This window comes from Polynucleobacter sp. Adler-ghost, assembly GCF_018688495.1.
Taxonomy (GTDB): domain Bacteria; phylum Pseudomonadota; class Gammaproteobacteria; order Burkholderiales; family Burkholderiaceae; genus Polynucleobacter.
Genome location: NZ_CP061320.1, coordinates 1,632,387 through 1,654,761, shown reverse-complemented (window position 1 = coordinate 1,654,761; position 22,375 = coordinate 1,632,387). Strand labels below are relative to the sequence as shown.

The 22,375-nt window shown below is 45.6% G+C and carries 22 protein-coding genes; 15 read left to right on the top strand and 7 right to left on the bottom strand.

The features are described from left to right. Positions 1-104 precede the first annotated feature (104 nt). From ICV89_RS08625 to ICV89_RS08570, 12 genes are all read left to right on the top strand, one after another. Positions 105-1,406: a TAXI family TRAP transporter solute-binding subunit gene (locus ICV89_RS08625; protein WP_215308205.1), complete on the top strand. Its 1,302-nt coding sequence runs from the start codon at positions 105-107 to the stop codon at positions 1,404-1,406. A 29-nt stretch (positions 1,407-1,435) separates the two neighbouring features. Further along, the gene (locus ICV89_RS08620) at positions 1,436-2,191 is read left to right on the top strand and encodes a 2OG-Fe dioxygenase family protein (RefSeq protein WP_215308203.1); all 756 of its coding nucleotides are present in this window, start codon (positions 1,436-1,438) and stop codon (positions 2,189-2,191) included. A gap of 6 nt (positions 2,192-2,197) precedes the next feature. Continuing rightward, positions 2,198-3,442, top strand: coding sequence for an MFS transporter (locus ICV89_RS08615; RefSeq protein WP_215308201.1), 1,245 nt, complete (start codon positions 2,198-2,200; stop codon positions 3,440-3,442). Next, the gene (locus tag ICV89_RS08610) at positions 3,393-5,888 is read left to right on the top strand and encodes a heavy metal translocating P-type ATPase (RefSeq protein WP_251370824.1); all 2,496 of its coding nucleotides are present in this window, start codon (positions 3,393-3,395) and stop codon (positions 5,886-5,888) included. Before ICV89_RS08615 ends, ICV89_RS08610 begins: the two co-directional genes overlap by 50 nt. Positions 5,889-5,897: 9 nt before the next feature. After that, the gene (ccoS, locus tag ICV89_RS08605; RefSeq protein WP_215304965.1) at positions 5,898-6,077 is read left to right on the top strand and encodes a cbb3-type cytochrome oxidase assembly protein CcoS; all 180 of its coding nucleotides are present in this window, start codon (positions 5,898-5,900) and stop codon (positions 6,075-6,077) included. 169 nt (positions 6,078-6,246) lie between these two features. Continuing rightward, on the top strand, positions 6,247-7,689 hold the full coding sequence (gene ccoN / locus ICV89_RS08600; RefSeq protein ID WP_215308200.1) for a cytochrome-c oxidase, cbb3-type subunit I: 1,443 nt from the start codon (positions 6,247-6,249) through the stop codon (positions 7,687-7,689). A gap of 11 nt (positions 7,690-7,700) precedes the next feature. After that, on the top strand, positions 7,701-8,351 hold the full coding sequence (gene ccoO, locus ICV89_RS08595) for a cytochrome-c oxidase, cbb3-type subunit II (RefSeq protein ID WP_215308199.1): 651 nt from the start codon (positions 7,701-7,703) through the stop codon (positions 8,349-8,351). Positions 8,352-8,356: 5 nt separating this feature from the next. Further along, positions 8,357-8,524 carry a cbb3-type cytochrome c oxidase subunit 3 gene (locus ICV89_RS08590; protein ID WP_215308198.1) on the top strand — a complete coding sequence of 56 codons (168 nt, stop codon included), beginning with the start codon at positions 8,357-8,359 and terminating at the stop codon, positions 8,522-8,524. After that, on the top strand, positions 8,521-9,444 hold the full coding sequence (gene ccoP, locus ICV89_RS08585; RefSeq protein ID WP_215308197.1) for a cytochrome-c oxidase, cbb3-type subunit III: 924 nt from the start codon (positions 8,521-8,523) through the stop codon (positions 9,442-9,444). Before ICV89_RS08590 ends, ccoP begins: the two co-directional genes overlap by 4 nt. Before the next feature lie 3 nt (positions 9,445-9,447). Continuing rightward, the gene (ccoG, locus tag ICV89_RS08580; protein ID WP_215308196.1) at positions 9,448-10,905 is read left to right on the top strand and encodes a cytochrome c oxidase accessory protein CcoG; all 1,458 of its coding nucleotides are present in this window, start codon (positions 9,448-9,450) and stop codon (positions 10,903-10,905) included. Positions 10,906-10,937: 32 nt separating this feature from the next. Beyond that, positions 10,938-11,141, top strand: a complete 204-nt coding sequence (locus ICV89_RS08575) for a FixH family protein (protein WP_215308195.1) — start codon at positions 10,938-10,940, stop codon at positions 11,139-11,141. Then, positions 11,138-11,395, top strand: a complete 258-nt coding sequence (locus tag ICV89_RS08570) for a hypothetical protein (RefSeq protein ID WP_215308194.1) — start codon at positions 11,138-11,140, stop codon at positions 11,393-11,395. Before ICV89_RS08575 ends, ICV89_RS08570 begins: the two co-directional genes overlap by 4 nt. A gap of 7 nt (positions 11,396-11,402) precedes the next feature. On the opposite strand, the gene ICV89_RS08565 is transcribed toward ICV89_RS08570, so the two are convergent. After that, a complete protein-coding gene (locus ICV89_RS08565; RefSeq protein ID WP_215308193.1) occupies positions 11,403-12,158 on the bottom strand; it encodes a helix-turn-helix domain-containing protein in 756 nt (251 codons plus the stop codon). 65 nt (positions 12,159-12,223) lie between these two features. On the opposite strand from ICV89_RS08565, the gene ICV89_RS08560 reads away from it, so the two are divergent. Further along, positions 12,224-12,955, top strand: coding sequence for a sulfite exporter TauE/SafE family protein (locus tag ICV89_RS08560; protein WP_215308192.1), 732 nt, complete (start codon positions 12,224-12,226; stop codon positions 12,953-12,955). On the opposite strand, the gene ICV89_RS08555 is transcribed toward ICV89_RS08560, so the two are convergent. Beyond that, positions 12,952-14,589 carry a SulP family inorganic anion transporter gene (locus ICV89_RS08555; RefSeq protein WP_215308191.1) on the bottom strand — a complete coding sequence of 546 codons (1,638 nt, stop codon included), beginning with the start codon at positions 14,587-14,589 and terminating at the stop codon, positions 12,952-12,954. The genes ICV89_RS08560 and ICV89_RS08555 overlap by 4 nt on opposite strands. A gap of 13 nt (positions 14,590-14,602) precedes the next feature. Continuing rightward, positions 14,603-14,986 (bottom strand): DUF2177 family protein, encoded by a 384-nt coding sequence (locus tag ICV89_RS08550; protein WP_256441788.1) that lies wholly within the window; start codon positions 14,984-14,986, stop codon positions 14,603-14,605. Positions 14,987-15,091: 105 nt separating this feature from the next. Between ICV89_RS08550 and ICV89_RS08545 the strand changes: the two genes are divergently transcribed. Next, the gene (locus tag ICV89_RS08545; protein ID WP_215308189.1) at positions 15,092-15,532 is read left to right on the top strand and encodes a universal stress protein; all 441 of its coding nucleotides are present in this window, start codon (positions 15,092-15,094) and stop codon (positions 15,530-15,532) included. 62 nt (positions 15,533-15,594) lie between these two features. Here ICV89_RS08545 and ICV89_RS08540 read toward each other — a convergent pair whose 3' ends face one another. Further along, positions 15,595-17,034 carry a M23 family metallopeptidase gene (locus ICV89_RS08540; protein WP_251370823.1) on the bottom strand — a complete coding sequence of 480 codons (1,440 nt, stop codon included), beginning with the start codon at positions 17,032-17,034 and terminating at the stop codon, positions 15,595-15,597. Positions 17,035-17,165: 131 nt separating this feature from the next. On the opposite strand from ICV89_RS08540, the gene ICV89_RS08535 reads away from it, so the two are divergent. Next, positions 17,166-18,299, top strand: a complete 1,134-nt coding sequence (locus tag ICV89_RS08535) for a mandelate racemase/muconate lactonizing enzyme family protein (RefSeq protein ID WP_215308188.1) — start codon at positions 17,166-17,168, stop codon at positions 18,297-18,299. Between the two features lie 77 nt (positions 18,300-18,376). On the opposite strand, the gene ICV89_RS08530 is transcribed toward ICV89_RS08535, so the two are convergent. The 3 genes from ICV89_RS08530 to ICV89_RS08520 form a co-directional block, all read right to left on the bottom strand. Beyond that, complete coding sequence (locus ICV89_RS08530) at positions 18,377-20,389, bottom strand: TRAP transporter fused permease subunit (protein ID WP_215308187.1); 2,013 nt, start codon at positions 20,387-20,389, stop codon at positions 18,377-18,379. Positions 20,390-20,465: 76 nt separating this feature from the next. After that, a complete protein-coding gene (locus ICV89_RS08525; protein WP_215308185.1) occupies positions 20,466-21,416 on the bottom strand; it encodes a TAXI family TRAP transporter solute-binding subunit in 951 nt (316 codons plus the stop codon). A 28-nt stretch (positions 21,417-21,444) separates the two neighbouring features. Further along, positions 21,445-22,371, bottom strand: a complete 927-nt coding sequence (locus ICV89_RS08520; RefSeq protein ID WP_215308183.1) for a dihydrodipicolinate synthase family protein — start codon at positions 22,369-22,371, stop codon at positions 21,445-21,447. Positions 22,372-22,375: the final 4 nt, after the last annotated feature.

Here is a 22,375-nt window from a genome sequence, read left to right as displayed (position 1 = left end):
TGGCTCTTGAAAACCCCCATCTTATCCTGAAATAATTCGAATCAATTCATTCCGCTCTAGATCCTTGGGCTCGGGGCATAATGACAAAAACAAGCAGAATTTTTATGAACTTCATACGCAAAAATATCTATAACCCTGTGGCAGTTGCCATCGCCTTTTTGATTCTGGTTGTCATACTATTTGCCACACTCTGGGTGTTGGTGCCGCCTCCACCTAGGTCGATTGAGTTGGCAACGGGTTTCCCAACCGGCCTTTATCAGCAATTTGGTACAAAGCTCCAAAGTGAGCTTGCCCAGGAGGGTATTTCTCTCAAGCTAAAAACCACGGGTGGAACAAACGATAATTTAGCGCTATTAAAGGATCCACACTCTGGCGTTGACTTTGCAATGGTTCAGGGTGGCGTTGCCGACTTATCTAAGTACCCTGATTTTATTTCTATCGCCGGTGTGTTTTATGAGCCGGTATGGGTGTGGTACAGGGAGTCCAGCTTTCAAAATGAATCAGGACGATTGGGTTTATTGAGTCAGCTAAAAGGTAAGCGAGTATCCATTGGCAATGAAGGTAGTGGCACGCTATCCCTGGCCTCTCAATTACTTTCTGCAAGTGGATTGAGCCTTAGTGATATTCGTGCTGAAAAATTAAAGCCACTTGATGCGTTGGAGAAGTTCAAAAAAGGGGAGTTAGATGCTGTATTTTTAGTAAGTGCTGCGGAGGCTCCTTTAGTCAAAAATTTTTATGAAACTCCTGGCATTCGCTTAATGAGCTTTGAGCAGGCTGAAGCTTATGTTCACTTATTCCCTTTTCTCTCAAAGGTAACAGTGCCCCGAGGTGTCGTTAGCATTGCCTATGATCTTCCGCGTCAAGACATTCAGGTATTGGCCGCAACAGCTACCTTAGTAGGTAAGAATGATGTTAGTCCTGCTTTGGTAACACTGTTGCTTGGCGCTACCTACGATATTTTAAAAACTTATGCATATTTACAAAAGCCGGGAGAGTTTCCATCGGGTACTGGCCTTGATTTTCCTTTACATGTTGATGCTGAAATCTACTTAAAGGATGGTCCGTCTTTCTTGCATCGTCACTTGCCTTTTTGGACAGCGGTATGGATTGGACGCTTTGCAAAAATTGTGATCCCACTTCTGGTAATTTTGATTCCCTTATTTACCTATATTCCTGCAGCTAAAAATTTACTCCTGCGCCTCAAGTTATCTCAGGTGTATGAGGAGCTTAAAGTGGTAGAAAGAAATGCATCTAATCCAGATTTAAAAGAAAAGAATCTCAAGGATTTGGAGAATATTGAGCGAAGGGTGGGCAATATCAAAGTATCTATGTTGGATGCAAAAGAGTTGTATGACCTAAAAGGCCACGTGGGGGAGGTGCGCAACCGCTTGAATCTGTATTCCTAAGTCGGTTGGTATGCGCCTAAAATAAACCCATGACTCTTTCCAGCCTTTTACCTCCACTAACACCCGCCAGGGAGCTGGTTCAATCTTTACGAGAAGATGGTTTTGCAGTCGTCTCTGCTCAGGATGTGGCGCAAATTGCACATGTTGATCTTGCTCAGCTACTCAATCTCAATCAATTTTGGGAGGACTTGCCTCGGGACCCGTACCTGAAGGATGGTGGACGGTATCGTTTTCGCCGCCACTCAAGCTTTGAGATCAGGGGCGAATCTCTGGCGAGCGTGCCACATCGAGCCCACTGGCAGTCTGTTGATTACAACGCTTTGCATGGCGGTATCGAGCGTTGGTTTGAGCCTTCGCAAGCTGAGCTCACTAGTAATCCTGCATGGCATTCTCTTTTGCTGGGTTTGGCACAGATTCTGAATGGCCTGAAGAAGGTCAATACTTGGTTTATTGAGGCTCACCAATTTCGAATTGATACGACTGATGGGATTGGGCGGCCAACACCTGAGGGTGCCCATCGTGACGGCGTTGATTTTGTAGCCGTCTTTTTACTCAATCGAGTTGATGTCAAGGGTGGCGAGACCCGAATTTTTAGTGCAACCGGTTCTACTGGTTTGCGATTTACTCTCACCGAGCCTTGGTCTTTATTGCTGATGAATGATGAAAGAATGATTCATGAATCTACCCCGATTCAGCCCTTGGGACAGCACGGCTATAGAGATACTTTGGTCCTCACTTTCCGTTCGAATGGTTTTCAGGATTCCCCTAACAGTAGTCAGCAGTAAGTTCTTATGCGTTTGAAACCCACTGGTTACACACCCCTGATGCTGATGGCGCAAACTTGTGCGCTATTGGGTTTTGCTTGTTACGCAGTGGTATTAACAACATTACAAGATGAATGGCATCTCAGCAATTTACAGTCTGGTCTTATTGCTAGCGCCTTCTTTTTTGGTTACATGCTGATGGTCCCATTGGCAACGGCTCTCACCGATCGCGTTGATGCCAAAAAAGTCTATCTCGTAGGCGGTCTTTCAGCAAGCTGTGGATTACTCGGCATGGGTCTCTTTGCCTATAACTTTTGGACTGCCTTGATATTTATGGCGCTCAATGGAATTGGTCTAGCGGGCACTTATATGCCCGGCTTAAAAATTCTGTCAGATCGCATTAAAACCGGCGAACTGACCCGCCATATTGCCTTCTACACCGCATTCTTTGGGATTGGTACTGGCTTCTCTTATCTATGCTCTGGTTGGATCTTAAATAGCTTGGGCTGGCGCTATGTTTTTGGAATCATTGCCTTAGGCCCATTTACTGCATTGTTGATTGTGCTCTTATTTATTCCCGCACTCACCCATGAAAAGTGGCACGGTCCAATACGCATTCACTTGCGTGATATTTTTCCGCTTGATAAGTGGCGCTTAGTACTGCAAGATAAAACAGCCTCAGGATTTATCTTTGGCTATACCGCCCACTCAATCGAGTTATTTGCCTCCCGCAGTTGGATCGTAGCCTTTTTTGGTTTCTGTGCCATTCTGACAGGTGATTCCTTTTTATTAACTGCAACGACTCTTGCAGGTGTGATTAATTTCTTTGGGGTTCCTGCATCTATCATCGGGAATGAAATTGCCTTAAGAATAGGACGTCAAAAATGGATTTTCTTTGTCATGCTATCTAGTGCAGCATTTGGAGTGGCACTCGCTTTATCAACAGGACAGTCTTGGTGGTTGATTATTGCCCTAGCAGTGGGGCACACGATTTTTATCATGGCTGATTCCGCCACCTTAACTGCGGGCTTAGTTATTAGTGCTAAAGAAAATATTAAAGGTGCCGCAATGGGGCTCCATTCTTTAATGGGCTTTGGAGGCGGGTTGTTGGGCCCCGCTATCTTTGGTTTTGTCCTTGACTTAACAGGCTCGCGTGCCTCACAAATATCTTGGGTCTGGGCCTATGCTGCAGTGGTAGTTTGGGGTGTTCTGTTTGTGCTCTATGAGCGTCGTAATGGCTGGGCGAGTGGGTCTATCGCCCGTAAGTCATGATTTATTCATGAGCCCTAGCTTGCCAAGTAATAGCTGTTATCACTGTGGCAGCTTTATTCTTCCAAATGATTCTTATGAGCTTAAGCTTGCTGGTGTCCATAGAAAATTCTGTTGCGCTGGATGTATGGCAATTGCGCAAACGATTCATGGTGAAGGGCTAGAAGTATTCTATGTACGCCGCGCACAGTCAAGCGATAAGCCAGCAGCCTATCTTGCTTCCAGTGAAATTCCTAACAGTCTGACTCCATACGATGATCCTTCTTTGCTCGGTAGATATACTCGGCCTAGTGGTGATGGGTCTGATTTAGAGACTACTCTACGATTAGAGAAGATTCGCTGTGCTGCTTGTGTGTGGTTATGCGAGCAGCACCTACGACGTATGCCTGGTGTCAAAGAAGTGCAGATTAACTACGTAAGTCAAAAGGTCAAGGTGGAATTTTCACCTGAGAAAACCAGTCTTGCTCGCTTACTCTTTGAGATAGAACGCATTGGTTATGAGGCGTGGCCTTTTGAGCCCTCACTCTCCATTGAGAAATCTAAAAAAGAACGTCGGCAATTACTTACTAGACTGGGGGTTGCATTACTAGGCATGATGCAAGTCATGATGTATGCCTGGCCAAGTTATGTTGGTGATAGTGATATTACGGTGGAATATGACCTGCTTTTGGGCTGGACTAGCTGGATTCTCACGGTTCCAGTGATGACTTATTCAGCTGGCCCGATTTTCCGGGCAGCCTGGAGGAGTGTTGCTTCGTTTCGGCAAACGCATATGTTGGGTATGGATGTGCCAATTGCTTTGGCTCTAGCCCTAGCATTTAGTGCGGGCACCGTAAATCTCGTAACAGGCTCAGGTCAAGGCTATTTTGATTCCATCACCATGTTTGTTGCCTTTATTTTGGCGGCACGCTATGTAGAGTTATTGGCACGACAGGATGCTCAAGGTGGGGCAGAGGCTTTGGCAAAACAATTGCCCGCTACATGTGAGCGGGTGTCGAGCTATCCAACATCTTTGCAGGTTGAAATTGTGCCAGTGGTTCGCTGTAACCCTGGTGAAGTGATTCGTGTTCCTCCAGGTGATGTGGTTCCAGCTGACGGAGTTTTGATTGAGTCTGAGAGCTCTTTAGATGAGTCGCTGCTTACTGGTGAGTCCAAGCCGATTGATAAGAAGATTGGTGATCGAGTATATGCAGGTACGCACAATATTCTTAATCCCATATTGATCAGAATCGATGCTGTGGGCCAATCTACTCGTATTGCAGGTATCGCTTCATTGCTTGATCAGGCACTGCAAGCGAAGCCTGTCATGGTCAGTCTCGCAGAAAAGTGGGCTGGGTATTTTGTAGGTCTTCTGTTGATAGTTGCTTTTTTATCTTCAGCAATTTGGTGCTACGTCGACCCGAGTAGGGCTTGGACTGTTTTGGTCTCTGTGCTAGTTGCTAGTTGCCCTTGCGCCCTATCTCTCGCCTTACCAACGGCGATGGCTGCAGCCCAGGGCGCCGTAACAAAACTCGGTATGTTGATTGTGCGCGGTCATGTACTCGAAGGTTTGGTCAAAGTGACGGATTTAGTGCTGGACAAAACCGGCACTCTCACTATGGGTCAACCAGAATTACAAGAAGTCCTAGTTGCCCGCTCAGATTTTTCTCTAGTAGATGCATTGAAAATTGCTGCGTCCATGGAGGCAGGTCAAAAACATCCTCTTGCGCTATCACTATTGCGTGCTGCAGAAGCTGAAAATCTTTCGCTCAGCACCTTGCCTGAGGTAGTGATCAATCAATTAGGCAAAGGCCTGAGCTCGGGTATTTATCGACTGGGAAGTGCTGCGTGGGTGGGTGCTCAGCAGATTGCGCAAGATGGTCAATATGGGCAAGTACATCTAGCAGATGACCAGGGGTTGATTGCGAGCTTTCTATTCTTAGATACTCCAAGAGCGGGATTGGAAAAGTTGTTAACTGCAGCGAGGTCTCGCAAGATTGCGGTCCATTTGGTTTCAGGGGATGATGAAGTGACGGTGGCATGGTGGGCGCACCATGTTGGTATCGATCGGTTCAAAGGTGCGTGCTCTCCAGAAGACAAATATCGCTATATTGAGAGCCTGCAAAAAAAGGATCGGGTTGTTTGGGCAATTGGTGATGGTATTAACGATGCCCCTTTATTGGCGCGAGCAGATGTTTCTATTGCGGTCGGAGCGGGCGCACCTCTCGCTACAGCGGGTGCGGATGCGATCTTGACTGCAAACTCCTTAGCTCCGTTGGCCCAATCGCTACTACTGGCTGATAAAACGCAGCGGGTGATTAAAGAAAACTTGATTTGGGCGCTGGCCTATAACTTGCTGGCCATTCCAGTGGCGATGATGGGGTGGGTCAATCCCTGGGTTGCTGGTATTGGTATGTCTCTATCCTCCTTGGCGGTCACATTAAATGCCTGGCGCCTCAGAAAGGCCTAGACTAGAGGTATGGAAAGCCTTTTTCTATTAATTCCTATTTCCTTGCTGTTGATCGGCCTCTTGGCTTGGATTTTCTTTTGGTCTGTGAAGGCAGGTCAATTTGATGATCTTGAGGGCCCAGGGGAAGCAATTTTGATGGATGACGATACGCCTAAATCCAAGAATATAAGTGATCACTATAAAAAATAACTCTATTTTTTAAGTACTTAGGTGGTACAAGCACCTCATTCGAGTTGCAGGATGCCTAAATGCAGGCATCCTTTTTGACATAGATCAAAACGCCCCATGAGGCTTACTTTGATAATGACTTCAGTCTATTTGAATTATGTCGCTGCTGGGTCACAAAAAAGGAGAAACCATGGGACTTACCGTGGGGAGCAATCAAGATACCTTCAATTACAAGGTTGTCAGCCAATTTGCCATCGTTACGGTGCTTTGGGGAATTGTGGGTATGCTCGTGGGAGTTGTCCTTGCTGCTCAGCTAATTTGGCCTGATATCACTTTTAATATTCCCTGGTTAAGCTATGGCCGCTTACGACCATTACATACCAATGCGGTCATTTTTGCATTCGGTGGGTCGGCTTTATTTGCGACGTCTTATTACATCGTACAGCGCACATGCCAGGCTAGACTCTTTTGCGACAAACTAGCGGCTTTTACCTTTTGGGGTTGGCAGGCTGTGATTGTGTTGGCAGCAGTAACCTTGCCGTTGGGTATTTCAACTTCTAAAGAGTATGCAGAGCTAGAGTGGCCAATTGATATCCTGATCACCTTGGTTTGGGTTGCCTATGCTGTGGTGTTTTTTGGCACCATCATGAAGCGCAAAACCAAACATATTTATGTTTCTAATTGGTTCTTTGGCGCGTATATCCTGACGATTGCCATTTTGCATATTTTTAACAATTTAGAAATGCCAGCAAGTATGTGGAAATCCTATTCCGCATATGCTGGTGTGCAGGATGCTATGGTGCAGTGGTGGTATGGCCACAATGCAGTTGGCTTTTTCTTAACCACTAGTTTCTTGGGTATGATGTATTACTTCATTCCGAAGCAAGCAGAGCGTCCAATCTATTCATATCGCTTATCCATCGTCCACTTCTGGGCTTTGAACTTTACCTATATGTGGGCAGGTCCCCATCATTTACAACACACGTCCTTGCCTGACTGGACGCAGTCCCTTGGAACAGTGTTCTCAATTATTCTGCTGGCTCCATCATGGGGCGGCATGATCAACGGCATCATGACTTTGTCTGGTGCTTGGTTTAAATTGCGCACCGATCCGATTTTGAAATTCTTGGTAGTGGCATTGTCTTTCTACGGTATGTCTACGTTTGAGGGTTCAATGATGTCTATCAAGACTGTCAATAGCTTGTCGCATTACACCGACTGGACTATTGGCCACGTTCATTCAGGTGCCCTCGGGTGGGTTGCCATGATTACGATTGGTTCCCTGTACTACCTGATCCCCCGTTTAGTTGGACAGAAAGACATGTATAGCACCCGCTTAATTGAGGTGCACTTCTGGATCGCTACGATCGGTGTGGTTCTTTATATCGCTGCGATGTGGATTGCTGGAGTAATGCAAGGTTTGATGTGGAGAGCATTTGAACCAGATGGCACATTAACTTACAGCTTTGTTGAGTCTGTAAAAGCAACCTATCCTTTCTATGTGATTCGTTTGTTGGGCGGCCTCTGTTACTTAAGCGGTATGTTCTTAATGGCATATAACGTTTATAGGACAGTGGTTGGTAAAGCATTCGTCAATGCCCCCATTCCACAAACTTCTGTAACTGCTCACTAAGGGGAAGAAAAATGTCTAGTGAAAATAAATTCTTTTCCCATGGAACGCTTGAAAAAAATGTTGGTTGGTTAATTATTGCCACCATCGTTGTGGTGTCGATTGCTGGTTTAGTGCAAATTGTTCCGCTATTTTTTCAGCACACAACAACTGAACCAAGCCCTGGCATAGCGCCATACACAGCATTACGTTTGGCTGGCCGCGATATCTACCAGCGTGAAGGTTGTGTTGGCTGTCACTCGCAGCAGATCCGTACATTACGCTCAGAGGTTGAGCGTTATGGCCCTTACTCTTTGGCTGGCGAGTCAGTATTTGACCATCCTTTCTTATGGGGTAGTAAACGTACAGGTCCTGACTTGGCTCGGGTTGGTGCTCGTTACTCCGATGATTGGCATCGCATCCACTTACGTAACCCGCGTGATGTAGTTCCCGAGTCCAATATGCCTGGGTATCCTTGGTTACAGAAGAGTGCTGCCGACGCTTCCTCGATTCAGGCTCATATGGTGGCAATGCGCCGTTTGGGTGTTCCTTACACTGATGACATGATTGCAGAAGCCCCTAAGGAATTAGAAGGCAAGACTGAAGAGGATGCTTTGATTGCCTACCTTCAAGGTTTAGGTATCAATCGTCGCTACATCATGGTTGATGAAGTTGTTGCGAAATAAATCAAATGGAACAGATTACCGCTTACCTCTCCGCTTTTTCTACCCTCATTGGACTCGCGTTTTTTGTAGGGATTGTTTGGTGGGCTTGGTCTCCAGGTAGAAAGTCTGCCAATGAAGAATCAGCCGAACTGCCATTTGATCTCCCAGATGAATTTAGTAAGGACAAATCATGAGTGACTTTTTTAATAGCGGTTGGAGTAATTACATTGCGCTAGTTTCATTAGTCGGTATTGTTTGGTGTATTTGGCTTTTAGCTTCACAACGTAAAGCCAAGGTAATCCATACAGCAGATGGTGCAGTAGCCGATACGGGTCATGTTTGGGATGGCGATTTGCGCGAACTCAACAATCCATTGCCACGCTGGTGGGCGTGGATGTTCTTACTTTCTTGCATCTTTGCTTTGATCTACCTCGTTTTATTCCCGGGTTTGGGTTCATTCCCAGGAGTAGTTGGCTACACCACTGACGGTGCTTTAATGAGTTCAATGACAGAAGCAAATGATGAGTTAAAGCCTGTATACGCTAAATACGTGAAGATGGATATTGAGGAAGTTGCTGCAGATCCCAAGGCACGTCAAATGGGTCAGCGTTTATTTTTAAACTCCTGTGCTCAGTGCCATGGTTCAGATGCAGGCGGTGCCAAGGGCTTCCCGAATTTGACCGATGGAGATTGGCTCTATGGCGGTTCCCCAGAAAATATTAAGACGACCCTCATTAACGGACGTAATGGAGTGATGCCTGCATATGGACATCTCGAGGCTGCGCAGATTGTAGATTTAGCCAACTATGTTCGTAGCTTATCTGGCCTACCTGCTGACGATACAAAAGTCGCTCGTGGCGCAGAATTATTTAAATCGAATTGCGTGGCTTGTCATGGTGTGGAGGGTAAAGGCAATATTGCCATGGGAGCGCCTAACCTAACTGATAAGACATGGCTATATGGTGGATCAGAGGCAACCATAGTGGAGACTCTCACTAAAGGCCGCATGGCTATGATGCCGTCTCAAGATAAGGTGTTGAGCTCCGAAAAAATTCATCTTTTGACGGCTTATGTTTGGGGTTTGTCCAACAACAAGACGGCTGCAGCTAAGTAATCAGTGTCAGATCATTCGCCGGTAGGCAAGCCTATTCCGATAGATGTGATTGAGCAATCTCTTTACGAGATCCGACGAAAGATTTACCCACGATCTGTTAGTGGCTTATTTGCTCGCTGGCGTCTCATCTTGGTATTTGCAACGCAATTATTGTTTTATGGTCTGCCTTGGATTAGCTGGAATGATCGTCAAGCAGTACTCTTTGATTTAATTCAGCGTAAGTTTTATATCTTCGGCCTCGTGCTGTGGCCACAGGACGTCATTTATCTCACACTCCTGTTAATTCTCTCTGCCTTAGCTCTCTTTTTATTCACGGCGATTGCGGGTCGATTATTTTGTGGCTACGCTTGTCCCCAAACGGTCTATACCGAAATTTTTATGTGGATCGAGCGTAAGGTTGAAGGCGATCGTTTTGCGCGGATTCGCTTAGACGGTGAAGAATGGCCTTGGGGTATTCGTAAGTGGCGCCTCAAAATTACTAAGCATTTCCTGTGGTTCTTGATTGCTTTTTGGACTGGTTTTACTTTCATTGGCTATTTCACTCCAATTGAAACCCTCAGCGCCTCCATCTTGCATCTTTCTTTGGGACCATGGCAAACCTTTTGGTTGTGTTTTTATAGCTTTGCAACCTGGGGTAATGCGGGCTTCATGCGCGAGCAAGTGTGTAAATATATGTGTCCATATGCACGCTTCCAAAGTGTGATGGTAGACAAAGATACTTTCTTGGTCACCTACGATAAGGTTCGGGGTGAACCACGGGGTAGCCGTAACAAGTCAGCAGATCATACAACTCTGGGTCTAGGTGATTGCGTAGATTGCAGTATTTGTGTACAAGTCTGCCCAACCGGCATTGACATCCGAGATGGCCTGCAATACATGTGTATTGGTTGCGGCGCCTGTATTGATGCTTGTGATCAAGTAATGGAAAAAGTGGATTATCCAAAAGGCTTGATTCGGTATACAACCGAGCGAGCCATTGAAGAAAAAGAAACCAACCAAAATGCACTACGTCATATTTTACGACCACGTGTTTTGATCTACATCGCTTTTATTACTGTGCTTACCAGTGCCTTCTTGATCTCATTGTTGACCCGAAATCCCTTAAGGGTTGATGTCATGCGTGATCGCGGAGCATTGGCTCGCGAAGTGGATGGTGTCCGTATTGAAAATATTTACCGTATTCAGATCATGAATGCATCAGAAAATAAGATGAATGTACAGCTGAAGGCAAGTGGCCTATCGGATTTAAGAATACTTAATTCTCAGGGAGAGTTGCTTACGGAGGTTGCGGTAGGGCCAGCCAGTAATCTTTTGATTCCGATTAAAGTAAGTACTACTGTAGGTGCACATGAGTCTGGTAATTACCCAATTTACTTTGATGTCATTGGTCAAGAGCTATCTGGTAGCGAGTTGATTATCAGGACGCGTGATGAAAAATCTAGTTTTATTATTCCCCGCTAAGCTATATAGCGAAAGGTAGAGAGAGGAGAAATATGTCAGAACATGAAGCGAATAAGCCTTGGTTTAAACAGCTTTGGCCTTGGCTGCTGATCAGTGGTCCAGCAGTTGCTGCCATTGGATGTGTGATTACTATTTATTTGGCGGTCAATCTCTACTCAGATAAGCCGGTACGAGATGGTGTGGTGAAGCGTGGACTCAAAGTGGAGCAGCTTAAAGTGGAGCAGGACCGCAAATGAAGTACCGCCTATTCATCTGGATTATGTGGCCTTCATTCTTGGTTTCTATCTTGGCCGAAGGCCTACTCTTTAGCATTGTGCATCCTGCTGAGATATTGTTTTTTGGTCATCACCCCAATATCTCGGATGAGGGTATTTACACTATTGGCTTTTTTATTATTTGGATCTTTTGCTCATTTTCGAGTGCCCTGACAGCCTATATTCTTCCGGGAATTCATACTGATGCTAAGGGCTCGGATAAAAGTTTGATATAGGCTTTAACTAGATACAAGGTTTGATCTGAACTGTGCGTTCAGGGTTTGGGGTGCCTGCCAGTTCATGCAGTCCGTCCATGTCAATGAGTTTGATATGACGTTGTTTAATTTGAATAAGTCCTGATTCTGCAAAGCGTGAGAGCATTCGGCTGACTGTTTCAATCTGAATCCCAAGATAGCTGCCAATTTCTACGCGACTCATGCGCAAATCAAATTCATTATTGAGATAGCCTCGTGCAGCCAGACGTTGAGAAAGATTGAGCAGAAAGCTTGCTAAACGCTCCTCAGCACGCAAACTACCGAGTGAGAGTAGGTGACGTTGATCTTGTGTGAGTTCTCGGCTCAAAATACGGTGAAATTGCTTTTGCAGTGCCGGAATTTGCAGTGCCAAATCCTCAAATGCCTCATAGCGAATAATACAAACCTCGCTCTCTTCTAGGGCAATCGCTTCAGATTGATAGCTACCTTCACCGATACCATCAAGCCCTAAGATCTCACCGGGTAGATGAAAGCCAATCACTTGTTGACGACCATCCTCTAAACCATACTCGGTCTTGAGGGTGCCAAAACGAATGCTGTAGACCGCAGATAGTGGATCACCGTGACGGTAAAGGCTTTCACCTTTTTGTAGGTGAACCCGCTCTTTGACGAGGGTATCAATCTTGGCAATATCAGATTGGCTAATTCCCACGGGCAAGCAAAACTGACCCAGTACACAGACCGAGCATTTGCCGCTGGGGACATCTGAGTTGGTGTAATTCATATTAGATCATTTACCAGATCGGTTTATTCTACTCGGATAATGTGCAATTTTAATATTTCTCTCGAATGCTGACTGCCAGTCTTCTGTTGGCGGTCTTCTTGGGCGCTCTAGTTAGTGGGTGGCACTGCGCTTTGATGTGTGGCGGTATTGCTGCCGCCGTTGAGCGTCAAGGTAGCTCCAATGGAGAAAACTACATTCCATTGCAAAGCAAGTCCGAGCTGTTTTATCTTCAGATCATCATGCATGCGGGTCGTTTAATGACCTATGTTTTACTCGGCGCCTTGGCTGCTTGGTCTGGCGCAGTTCTTTGGCAGCAAAATTTTGTACCCATTCAGCGCCCTTTGTTTGCCATTACATCACTTATTTTATTGCTAATGGGTTTACGTCTACTGCGTCCAAGACCAAATGGCTCTCCATTGTTTGGCAAGTGGCTTGGCGCACGAATGGCCGCTTATTGGGCTCAATATTTAGGGGGCTTCACGGGTCGTTCATCTCGCTGGTTTAGTGGGATGATATGGGGTCTGGTTCCCTGTGGTTTGGTCTATAGTGTTTTGCCGCTCGCTTTTTTATCGGGAGATGTCTTAACGGGTGCAGCGCTAATGCTGGCATTTGGTTTAGGCACCTTGCCAAATCTATTGTTGATTTCAAAATTTTCAGCAGCCCTGACACAACTTAGTCAATATGCTGTGGTGAGATACATCGCTGCAGGTCTTTTGTTGTCAGCCGCTCTATTTGGACTTTATCGTGCCTGGTATTTGCCGGACGCTTTACTGAAAGGCGGTTTCTGTATCAGTTAATGGGATTGACTGATTGCTCTAGCAGTGCCCTGCTGTAGGTCTGGATAGATGCAATCCACAGGCAGACGCTCTAAGAGGCCTGCTCGAGTGGCCATCTCGTAGGGTTGATGTGCTAGACCACAAATGATGAGTTTGATATTCCGATTTTTACAAACTGTTTCAAGTTCAAGTACAGCGTCCATACCAGAAACATCGATGTAGATCACGTTCTTAAGTTCAAGAATCAATACTTGTGAGGGCAATTCGTTTTCAATGTTCTCCAGAATTTTGACTGCGCCGAAAAAGATGGCGCCATAAATTCTGAATACAGCAATCCTTCCCTGATGCTGCTTTAGCTCTGGAAAATCGGCGAGATTGACCGGTTCATAGCGTGACAAACTGGAGATGCGATAAATGAAAGTGACGAAAGCAAGCAGCAAGCCTACTTGTATTGCGATAGTGAGATCTAGCACGATGGTCAGAACAAATACACTCAACATCGTTAAGCGATAAGGCAGGCGAAATTGCTTGAGGTCTGCAAACTTTCTCCACTCGCCCATATTCCAGGCAACAAACATGAGGATGGCAGCGAGGCTTGCTAGAGGAATATTTTTTGCTAGTGGTGCTCCAAATAAAATAATCACCAGCAAGGTTGCCGAGTGAACAACCCCGGCAATTGGGGTGCTTCCTCCGCTTTGTATATTGGTCACCGTTCTAGCAATAGTTCCTGTGGCTGGCATGCCACCAAAGAATGGAGTGACTACATTGGCAACGCCTTGAGCCATTAGCTCTTGATTGGAGTCGTGACGATCATGAATAAGCCCATCAGCAATCCGGGCGCATAACAGTGATTCGATCGCCCCAAGTAGGGCAAGAGTAATGGCAGGTGCAATGACAAATTGAGCGGTACCCCAGCTAATGGGGATCCATTCAAAACTAGGTAGACCAGAGGGAATGCCGCCAAAACGACTGCCAATGGTGTCTACTGGAAGATTGAGTACGCTTGTTACTATGGTAGCCGTAGCCATAGCAATGACAGTTCCTGGGAGGTGCTTAAGATAGCCCAACTGTTTCTGAAACACTCGCCAAACAATCAGAAAGGTGAGGGTTCCGATCGACAACATCAAAGCGATAGGATTAATAGTGTCTGCAGCAGCATACAGAGTTTGGACTGCTTGAAAAAACTCAGCAGGCATTTTAGTGATTTGAAGACCAAAAAATTCTTTTACTTGAGATAGTCCAATTAGCACAGCAATGCCGTTGGTAAAACCAATAATGACCGCTACTGGAATAAAGCGAATTAATGTCCCTAGCCTAAAGAGCCCCATGAGAAATAAAAATATCCCAGACATGACGGTTGCTAGGAGTAAGTTGGCAAGGCCGTAGTGCTCAACAATGCCGTAAACAATGACAATGAATGCGCCAGCTGGCCCGCCAATTTGCACACGACTGCCGCCTAAGATGGAAATGAATCCGCCAGCAATGATTGCAGTAAAGATACCTGCTTCTGGTTTGAGTCCGCTGGCAATCGCAAATGCCATTGCTAAAGGTAGTGCAACTACCCCAACCGTGATGCCTGCCAATATATCTTTACTTAACAGGGCGCCGTTATAGCCCTTCAGGGAGTCGAGTAGTTTGGGGTGAAAAAAACGCATATGCGATAGGCTCTTAAGCTATCCGATTGCCTACCCAGTAGGCGATAGTCGCCGATAGTGCGGTAACAGCAGATCCCCAGGCAATGTCTACAAATGCTAAGCGCATGGGAAAGTCACGAATCACTGCAAGATTAGTGAGATCGTAAGTCATATAACAAAAGAAGCCAAATAAGACCCCATACTGCGCTGCGTATACCCAGGACTGTTTTGAAATCGCTGGAAAGATCACGAAAATCGATGCCCCAAGTGCGTATAAGAGATAAAAAGCCAGTCCTGCCCACAATTTTGGCTCATTGGCCATGAGGGATCCCATCTCGTCACGATAGAGGTTCCTGGCGATGCCAAGAAGCCAAATTAAATCGATGATGATCAGTGTCACTAGAAACGAAAAATACACTGCAAAGTACTTGAGCAATTTAGTTTCCTTTTTATGCTTTTACAGTTGAGCAATAAAGATTATGATGGAATGAAAGGTATTAGGGTTAATTTAACAGGAGTCAATATGTTCAAGCATTTATTAGTACCAGTGGATGGTTCAGATGTGAGTAAAAAGTCCTTAAAAAAGGTAGCTGAGCTTGCAAAGGCCGATAAAGCTGCCGTGACATTGGTTTATGTTTCTGATCCAATGCCGCCGATGGTGTATTCCGATAGCTCGATGGGTTACGGAATTTCTCAAAAAGACCATAAGAAGGTTTGCGAGGCTTATGCCAAAGATGTCTTTAAAAAGGCCTCTCTTTTATTGGGCGCCAGTGTAAAAGCGGGTACTCTTCATATCCCTAATAGCAATTTATCAGAGGGTATTTTGGATGCCGCTAAGAAATCCAAAGCTGATGTGATTGTGATGGCTTCACACAAGCGTACTGGTATTAAGAGCGTCTTATTGGGAAGCGAAACGCACGAGGTGATTGTGCATTCCAAGATACCAGTATTGGTGCTTGGTTAATACCTCAGCATTAAAAAATAAAGGGGCCTTATGGGCCCCTTTCAATTATTGATTTGCATCTCCTAATTCATGGGTGGCGAACCCAGCAATAGAATTTCTCGAGTGAGTAATCCACTATCGCTATCGCGCATATTCCACAAATCCAGCTGGGTTTTGACTGCATAGGGATCAACATAGACCCCATCCTTTCTCAATTCAAAATGGAGATGGGGACCTGTGGAACGTCCAGTCGATCCGACATAGCCAATCTCAAGACCACGCCGTACTTCATTGCCCACCTCTAGCTCAGCGTTGTAGCCGCTCAAGTGGGCATAGTAGGTACGGTAGTTACCGGGATGCTCAAGAATGATGAGGTTACCAAACGCGCCGCTATAGCCCAAATGCACTACCTTGCCTGTAGCTACGCTAAAGATTGGCGTCCCAATTGGCGCCGAATAATCAATGCCCATATGGGTGCGATATCTTTGTTTAGGAGCAGCAGCAGTAGCACTGCCGTTCTTGGGAGGCACAACTTTTTTACTGGATGCTCTAACACTGCCAACCCCGCGGGAGATACGTCGATAGCTCAGGGGATTGGTCCAGAAAGTACGCTCAATCGATTCACCACTGGAGGTATAAAAGCCTCCTGGGATGTCACTTCTTTCGACCCAAAAAGCGCTGGCAAATACTTCACTAGAGGACGGTTCAATAATTTCCACTGCCCAAATTTGAGCCCAGCGTTCCTTATCACCAAAGTCCACAATCAGACGAACAATGCTATTGGTATTTTCAAGCGCATTATTTTCTTCGGGGTAAATTTGCTTGATGATGGAGTTCAGCTCCCAAACCAATTCAACGGGTAATTTATCGCCCACTTTTTTGGGGTCATATAAAACAGCGCTCAAGGGCAATTGGATTTCCGTAAAGCGCTTGGACTCATCTCTGAGGTAGTCTTGCTGAACTAAAAAGTTGCCCGCTGCTGATGGCGTAAAAGTCCAAATCTCAGTCTTCACATCCTGTATCGGGCCATTCATTACGCTTAAGGATTCGAAGCGGTTACGGTTACCCAAAGCCAATGCATAAGGAATGCAATTGCCCCGCATTCGATTAAAAAAACCTTTAGTTTGAGATTTGAAGAACTCATTGAATTCTCGATTGTCCACGCCCAGACTAGCTGGAAGATTCTCCTCGTTAAAGCTACGACGTAGGCAACCGCGCTGTACGCGATAGTCCAGATTCGCGCCGCTTTCATTGTTGTATGTGCTCTCAATCCGTTTAAATAATTCAGGATTTAAGTTCATACTTTTGCTAGGGCGATTGAGCGAATTGTCTTTGAGCTGAATACCGGCCTGCTTAGCACTAGTGCTGACAGCTTTTTGTTTTATCTGAGGGGTTTTGCTAGCCGGACTTGTTTGACTGGCTGGTTGTGCTTGCGCGCTTGAACTAAGTACTATCAGAGAGAGTCCAACAACACTGATGACGTTTCTCAATAAGTAAGGTAATTGGCCAGCTATTTTTTTCACCGCTCAATTATCCAATATTGTTGCCAAGCTCCCCGTTTTTTATGTTGTAGTGCAGCAATTTTCTGTTGAAGTTGGTCAAGGAAAGTGGCAAAAGTTGTAGATACAATCAATTTTTCGTTAAAGGAATCTTCATGCCCATTATTGAATCTGTATCAGTTGCTGCAGTAGCCGTGCCCCTAGATAAGGTCACCTCCTTTTCCACTCGAACGGTTTCAGAGCGGCATTATTGCTTGGTTAAAGTACGGGGCAAGGATGGTAATGAGGGTATTGGATTTTGCTATGTCGGCAGTGCGGGTGGAGATATTGCCAAGATTGCCGTTGAGCAATTACTAGCCCCAAAACTGATTGGTCAAAATAGTCATCGCAGCGAAGGTCTGTGGATGGATATGTATAACGAGTCTATTTTGCAAGGGCGTGCCGGCGCAGTGATGCGTGGCATCTCCATCCTCGATACCGCCCTTTGGGACTTAAATGCGCGTGCTGCGAAATTACCCCTTCATCAATACCTAGGATCAGTCGTCGATGATCGCGTCCCAGCCTATGCTAGCGGTGGCTACTACCTTGATGGTAAAACGCCCGCCATGTTGGGGAAAGAAATGGAGTCTTATGTAAAAAAAGGTTTTAAGGCTGTCAAAATGAAAGTAGGGCGCTTATCTCCAAGAGAAGAGGAGGCGCGGGTTAAAGCTGCTCGTAAGGCTGTAGGTGAGGACGTTTTGTTGACTTTAGATGCCAACAATGCCTGGCGTGATCTACCGACTGCACTTGAATACGTTCGTCGCTTTGAGGCTTACAACCCCCATTGGATCGAAGAGCCATTTTCCCCGGATGCGATTGATCTGCATGCAGCTCTGGCCCGTCAGACTAAGATCAATGTTGCTACCGGTGAGATGGAGGCAGGACGCTGGCGTTTTAGGGAGCTAATTGAAGCTGGTGGTGTCGCTATTCTGCAGTCTGATGCGGCAGTCTGTGGCGGTATTACGGAGTGGCGTCGTATTTCTGCTTATGCGGATTTAAAGGGAGTGATTGTTTGCCCACATTGGATGCATGATCTGCACGCTCCTTTAGTGGCAGCAACGCCAAATGCGCGTTTTGTGGAATTCTTCTTGGATGATCAGGTCTTGAATTTCCGCAGATTGATCAATCAGCAGCTCACCTTCAAGAATGGCGATTTGATCTTACATAAGACACCAGGCTTAGGATTTGAGTTTGATGAAACTGCTGTTAAAAAGTATGCTGGTAAGGCTGCTTGGACGAAGATTATTTAATGCATTGAAATACTCGGTAATAAAAAATCCCGCTCAAGAGGCGGGATTTTTTATGATCTTGAACTACTTCAATATGTTCAAGTAGATTTAGGATTGAGTTTGTAGTGGGTCATGAGTTGGGTGATGAGTACCAAAGCAAATCCAACAAAACCAATGAGATCAGCTTCCGTGGAGGGATAGGCTAAAGCCACCCCGGAGATCACCATGATCACGCGCTCAAATACTTTGGTTTTTTCAATAAACCAACCTTGTAAGCCGCCGGCTAAACAAATGATGCCAACTACCGCAGTAAATGAAATCCATGCAATCTGTGTCCAGTCGGCTTGCTCTAGAGCGCTGGTAGATCCCATCAGGAGCAAGCTCACACCTGATTTATCGAGGACAAACATAAACGGCACCAAAATTGCAGGAGCAACGTATTTCCAGGTTTGTAAAGTGGTCCTATAAGGATTGCCCTTACAAATTGCAGCTGCAGCAAATGGAGATAAAGCTGTTGGGGGCGAGACCTCAGAAAGTACGGCGTAATAGAAGATGAACATGTGCGCAGCAAATGCAGGCACACCCAAGTTAATGAGTGCCGGCGCAGCGATCACGGCGCAAATAATATAAGAGGCAGTTACCGGTACCGCGAGGCCAACGATCCACACAATCAATGCTGTAAAAATGGCTGTTAGCAGCAATGAGCCTCCCGCATATTGAATCACGATGGAGCTAAATTTGAGGCCTAAGCCAGTGAGGGTAACGGTACCAACGATCAGACCTGCACCCGCACACGTTGCTGCAATCGCTAATACGCCTGTAGAGCCAGACGAGAGTGCCTTCGATAAACTGGAATTGTAAAGACCAGAGAGTATCGGTTCTTTACCTTTAAACCAAGCCCATGGAATGATTGCGGTATCTTCGCGCAACATACTAGATAGCGCAGAAACAACAGTAGCCCAAAAGACTGACATCACTGGCGAGAAGCCAAACATCATAAACACAACAATAGAAATCAAAGAGAAAAAATGAAACCAGTATTTTTTAGTTAACTGCCAGGCGCTTTCTGCAGATGGAAAGTGAATATTTTTCATGCCGTACTTACGTACGTCGATTTCAACCATGACAAACAAGCCAAGGTAGAACAGAATCGTGGGGATCGTTGCCATGAGCAACACATCCAAGTAGGAGATTTTGAGGAAGTCAGCAATCAGAAAGGCGGCCGCTCCTAATACCGGTGGTGAGATGATCGCACCAAGTCCGCCCGCAGCCAAAAGACCACCTGCGGCATTTTTTTCGTAACCCACTTTATCAAGCATGGGTGCAGCTACAGAGCCAACTGTAACGGTAGTTGCCACACCTGATCCTGATGGGCCACCCATGAGGAAGGAGGACAAGACAATCGTTCTTCCCACCCCAGATGATTTTCCGCCCATTGCGGCAAAAGAGAAGTCGATGAAGAATTTTCCCGCACCAGTAAATTGTAAAAAGGCGCCAAAGATAGTGAAAAGAATAATCAGGGTTGCAGAGACGTCGACTGCAGTGCCATAGATGCCCTCAAGACTCATGTACATATAACCCACGAGCCGATCTAAGTCATAGCCTTTGTGAGTCCATGGAGCCGGAAGGTAGTTACCAAAGAAGGCATAGAGCAAGAAAAGCACTGTAACGGTGACGAGCACCATGCCATTGGTTCTTCTCACACTCTCTAGAATGAGTAGGATGAGCGCAATACCAACCATGACGTCAATAGAATTTGGGGCAGTATTTCTGTCCATGAGTCCGTCGCCGCCGGCCAGAATGTAATAGCCTATGGCAACTGAGCCTATGGCAAATAAAACATCCCAAAACTTCAACTGATTTTTAAAACGAGCGGCAATAGGAAAGCTCAGGAACACTAAAAACAAGACTAGGGCAACGTGAATAACTCTGAGTTGATGCGTTGGAACAATCGAGTAGGCTGCATATAAATGAAATAAAGACATACCTATTGCTACTAGCGTGATGAATATGGCCAGTAGACCTTTGTAGTCATTAGAGTCACCCTCTTCTTGCTTAATGAAGGCATCTAATTTTTCTTGGGTTTCGTTATCAATTACATTTTGATTCATGTCTTAATCAATCTATTTTTATATTTAGGTATGGCTTTAAAGCAGAAGGGGTGAGATTAACTCACCCCGATATGGCTTAGTTTACTTTGACACCTTTTTCTTTAAAGTACTTTAAAGCGCCTGGATGATAAGCAATTGGTGAGGCATTCGCTTTTTGGTTCTCTAGCTTGATATTTCTGTACTCAGCATGTGAGCGGACAAGTTCAAGTTGATTATCAAAAATAGCTTTAACAATTTTGTATGCCTCTGCATCAGACATGGAAGCGTTTACAACCAAAAGATTGGCAACCGCTGCAACTTTATTGTCTTTCTCCATGCCGCTATAAGTTTGCTTGGTAATTACGGATGGGAAATAAAGATTGCCATATTTTTTATTCATGGCGGGAACTTCAGCTGTAGTGTCGATCATGACAATTTTCATACCAGGACTGTTTGCTAAATCGGTAACAGCAGCAGTTGGTAATCCACCTACCCAAAAAAAGGCGTCAATCTTGCGGTCTTTTACAGCATTGACAGATTCTGCAACGCTCAAGCGCTCACGCTTGACATCTTTGTCTTTATCCAAACCTGCAGCCTCTAACAAGCGAAAAGCCATTACTTCAGTAGCACTTCCTGGTGAGCCTGTGCTGATGCGCTTACCTTTGAGATCTTTCATGGTTTTAATACCAGTCGATTCGACGGTAGCAACGTGCATGAGGTTTGGATACAGTATGAGTAAGTTGCGTAAATCAACTGGCTTATCCTTGAATTTATCCTCACCATCTTTAGCATCTTTAGCGGCATCAGCCATTGAGAAACCAACGTAAGGTTTACCAGTGCCAACGAGTTTTAAGTTATCGACCGAGCCACCTGTAACCTCAGCAGTTGCTGACATTCCTGGTACATGCTTGGATAAGACTGAGGCTAAACCACCACCCATTGGGTAGTAAACGCCACCAGTACCACCGGTTGCGATAGAAATGTTTTGCGCTTGTGCAGCACCGAAAAACATCGTGATAGATATGGCAATTGTTTTTATAAGCTTCATTTTTGTCTCCTGTTTTGCATCTATGAAATTAAAGGCCTGGCATGCTGAAATTAATCTTTTGTAGCTCGCCCAATAGCTTTGCTTGCTGGTCTGCGCTCAGTTGCATGAGTGGGGGGCGTACGCGCAACCACTCCGAATCCTTACTGTAATGCGCAACTGCAGTTTTCATGCCAGCAATCATTTGATATTGAGCAAAAATGGAGCGTACTTGATCTAGAGCAGTTTGGTGTTGATCTGCATCAGATTCTTGCCAATGGGCTGCTAATTGAGCGATTGCCCTAGGGTTTACGTTAGCCGTGGCGGAGATGCAGCCAACACCACCAGCGCGCAAGGTGCGCATGAGAAAGACTTCGCTGCCGGCATAAACGCGGAAACCGGAGGGAGCCAAGAGTTTAATAACGGATTCTGTATAGGCCCAATCACCAGAGCTATCTTTCATGCCAACAATCGTTTTTGGATAGGCTTTTGCGAGGCGCTCTAATAAAGAGAGGCTTAAATTAATCTTGGTAACTGGTGGAATGTTGTAAATATAAATTTGTAAACCAGCGTCACCTACTTTTTGGATGACTTCTGAGTAAAAAGCGAACAGGCCATCATCGGTGACGTCTTTGTAATAGAACGGGGGCAACATCAACACGCCAGCACATTTGTGTTGAACTGCATGACGGGTCATCGTGACAGTTGCATCAATTGAGGTAGCACCAGTACCAGGCATCATATGGGCAGGGTTCAAGCCGCCTTTGATGAGGGCTGTTAGCGTATCCATTTTTTGAGGAGCAGAAATAGAATTGGCTTCAGAATTTGTGCCAAAGATTGCTTGGCCAACACCATTGGCTTCGAGCCATTGGCATTGCTTGAGCAATTTTTGTGCATCAGGGCTACCGTTATCTTTAAACGGAGTCAATACAGGCGAGAGCACTGCAGGAAGTGTTGAGGGGTGTAGGGTAATTGTCATACTT

What these genes read in the sequence shown, in the direction of transcription:
- ICV89_RS08520 (WP_215308183.1), bottom strand. Translation starts at nt 22,371, where the DNA reads ATGACAATTACCCTACACCCCTCAACACTTCCTGCAGTGCTCTCGCCT.
- ccoS (WP_215304965.1), top strand. Translation starts at nt 5,898, where the DNA reads ATGGAAAGCCTTTTTCTATTAATTCCTATTTCCTTGCTGTTGATCGGC.
- ICV89_RS08590 (WP_215308198.1), top strand. Translation starts at nt 8,357, where the DNA reads ATGGAACAGATTACCGCTTACCTCTCCGCTTTTTCTACCCTCATTGGA.
- ICV89_RS08620 (WP_215308203.1), top strand. Translation starts at nt 1,436, where the DNA reads ATGACTCTTTCCAGCCTTTTACCTCCACTAACACCCGCCAGGGAGCTG.
- ICV89_RS08560 (WP_215308192.1), top strand. Translation starts at nt 12,224, where the DNA reads ATGCTGACTGCCAGTCTTCTGTTGGCGGTCTTCTTGGGCGCTCTAGTT.
- ccoP (WP_215308197.1), top strand. Translation starts at nt 8,521, where the DNA reads ATGAGTGACTTTTTTAATAGCGGTTGGAGTAATTACATTGCGCTAGTT.
- ccoO (WP_215308199.1), top strand. Translation starts at nt 7,701, where the DNA reads ATGTCTAGTGAAAATAAATTCTTTTCCCATGGAACGCTTGAAAAAAAT.
- ICV89_RS08625 (WP_215308205.1), top strand. Translation starts at nt 105, where the DNA reads ATGAACTTCATACGCAAAAATATCTATAACCCTGTGGCAGTTGCCATC.
- ICV89_RS08570 (WP_215308194.1), top strand. Translation starts at nt 11,138, where the DNA reads ATGAAGTACCGCCTATTCATCTGGATTATGTGGCCTTCATTCTTGGTT.
- ICV89_RS08555 (WP_215308191.1), bottom strand. Translation starts at nt 14,589, where the DNA reads ATGCGTTTTTTTCACCCCAAACTACTCGACTCCCTGAAGGGCTATAAC.
- ICV89_RS08610 (WP_251370824.1), top strand. Translation starts at nt 3,393, where the DNA reads ATGAGCGTCGTAATGGCTGGGCGAGTGGGTCTATCGCCCGTAAGTCAT.
- ICV89_RS08530 (WP_215308187.1), bottom strand. Translation starts at nt 20,389, where the DNA reads ATGAATCAAAATGTAATTGATAACGAAACCCAAGAAAAATTAGATGCC.
- ICV89_RS08565 (WP_215308193.1), bottom strand. Translation starts at nt 12,158, where the DNA reads ATGAATTACACCAACTCAGATGTCCCCAGCGGCAAATGCTCGGTCTGT.
- ICV89_RS08615 (WP_215308201.1), top strand. Translation starts at nt 2,198, where the DNA reads ATGCGTTTGAAACCCACTGGTTACACACCCCTGATGCTGATGGCGCAA.
- ICV89_RS08525 (WP_215308185.1), bottom strand. Translation starts at nt 21,416, where the DNA reads ATGAAGCTTATAAAAACAATTGCCATATCTATCACGATGTTTTTCGGT.
- ccoN (WP_215308200.1), top strand. Translation starts at nt 6,247, where the DNA reads ATGGGACTTACCGTGGGGAGCAATCAAGATACCTTCAATTACAAGGTT.
- ICV89_RS08545 (WP_215308189.1), top strand. Translation starts at nt 15,092, where the DNA reads ATGTTCAAGCATTTATTAGTACCAGTGGATGGTTCAGATGTGAGTAAA.
- ICV89_RS08575 (WP_215308195.1), top strand. Translation starts at nt 10,938, where the DNA reads ATGTCAGAACATGAAGCGAATAAGCCTTGGTTTAAACAGCTTTGGCCT.
- ICV89_RS08535 (WP_215308188.1), top strand. Translation starts at nt 17,166, where the DNA reads ATGCCCATTATTGAATCTGTATCAGTTGCTGCAGTAGCCGTGCCCCTA.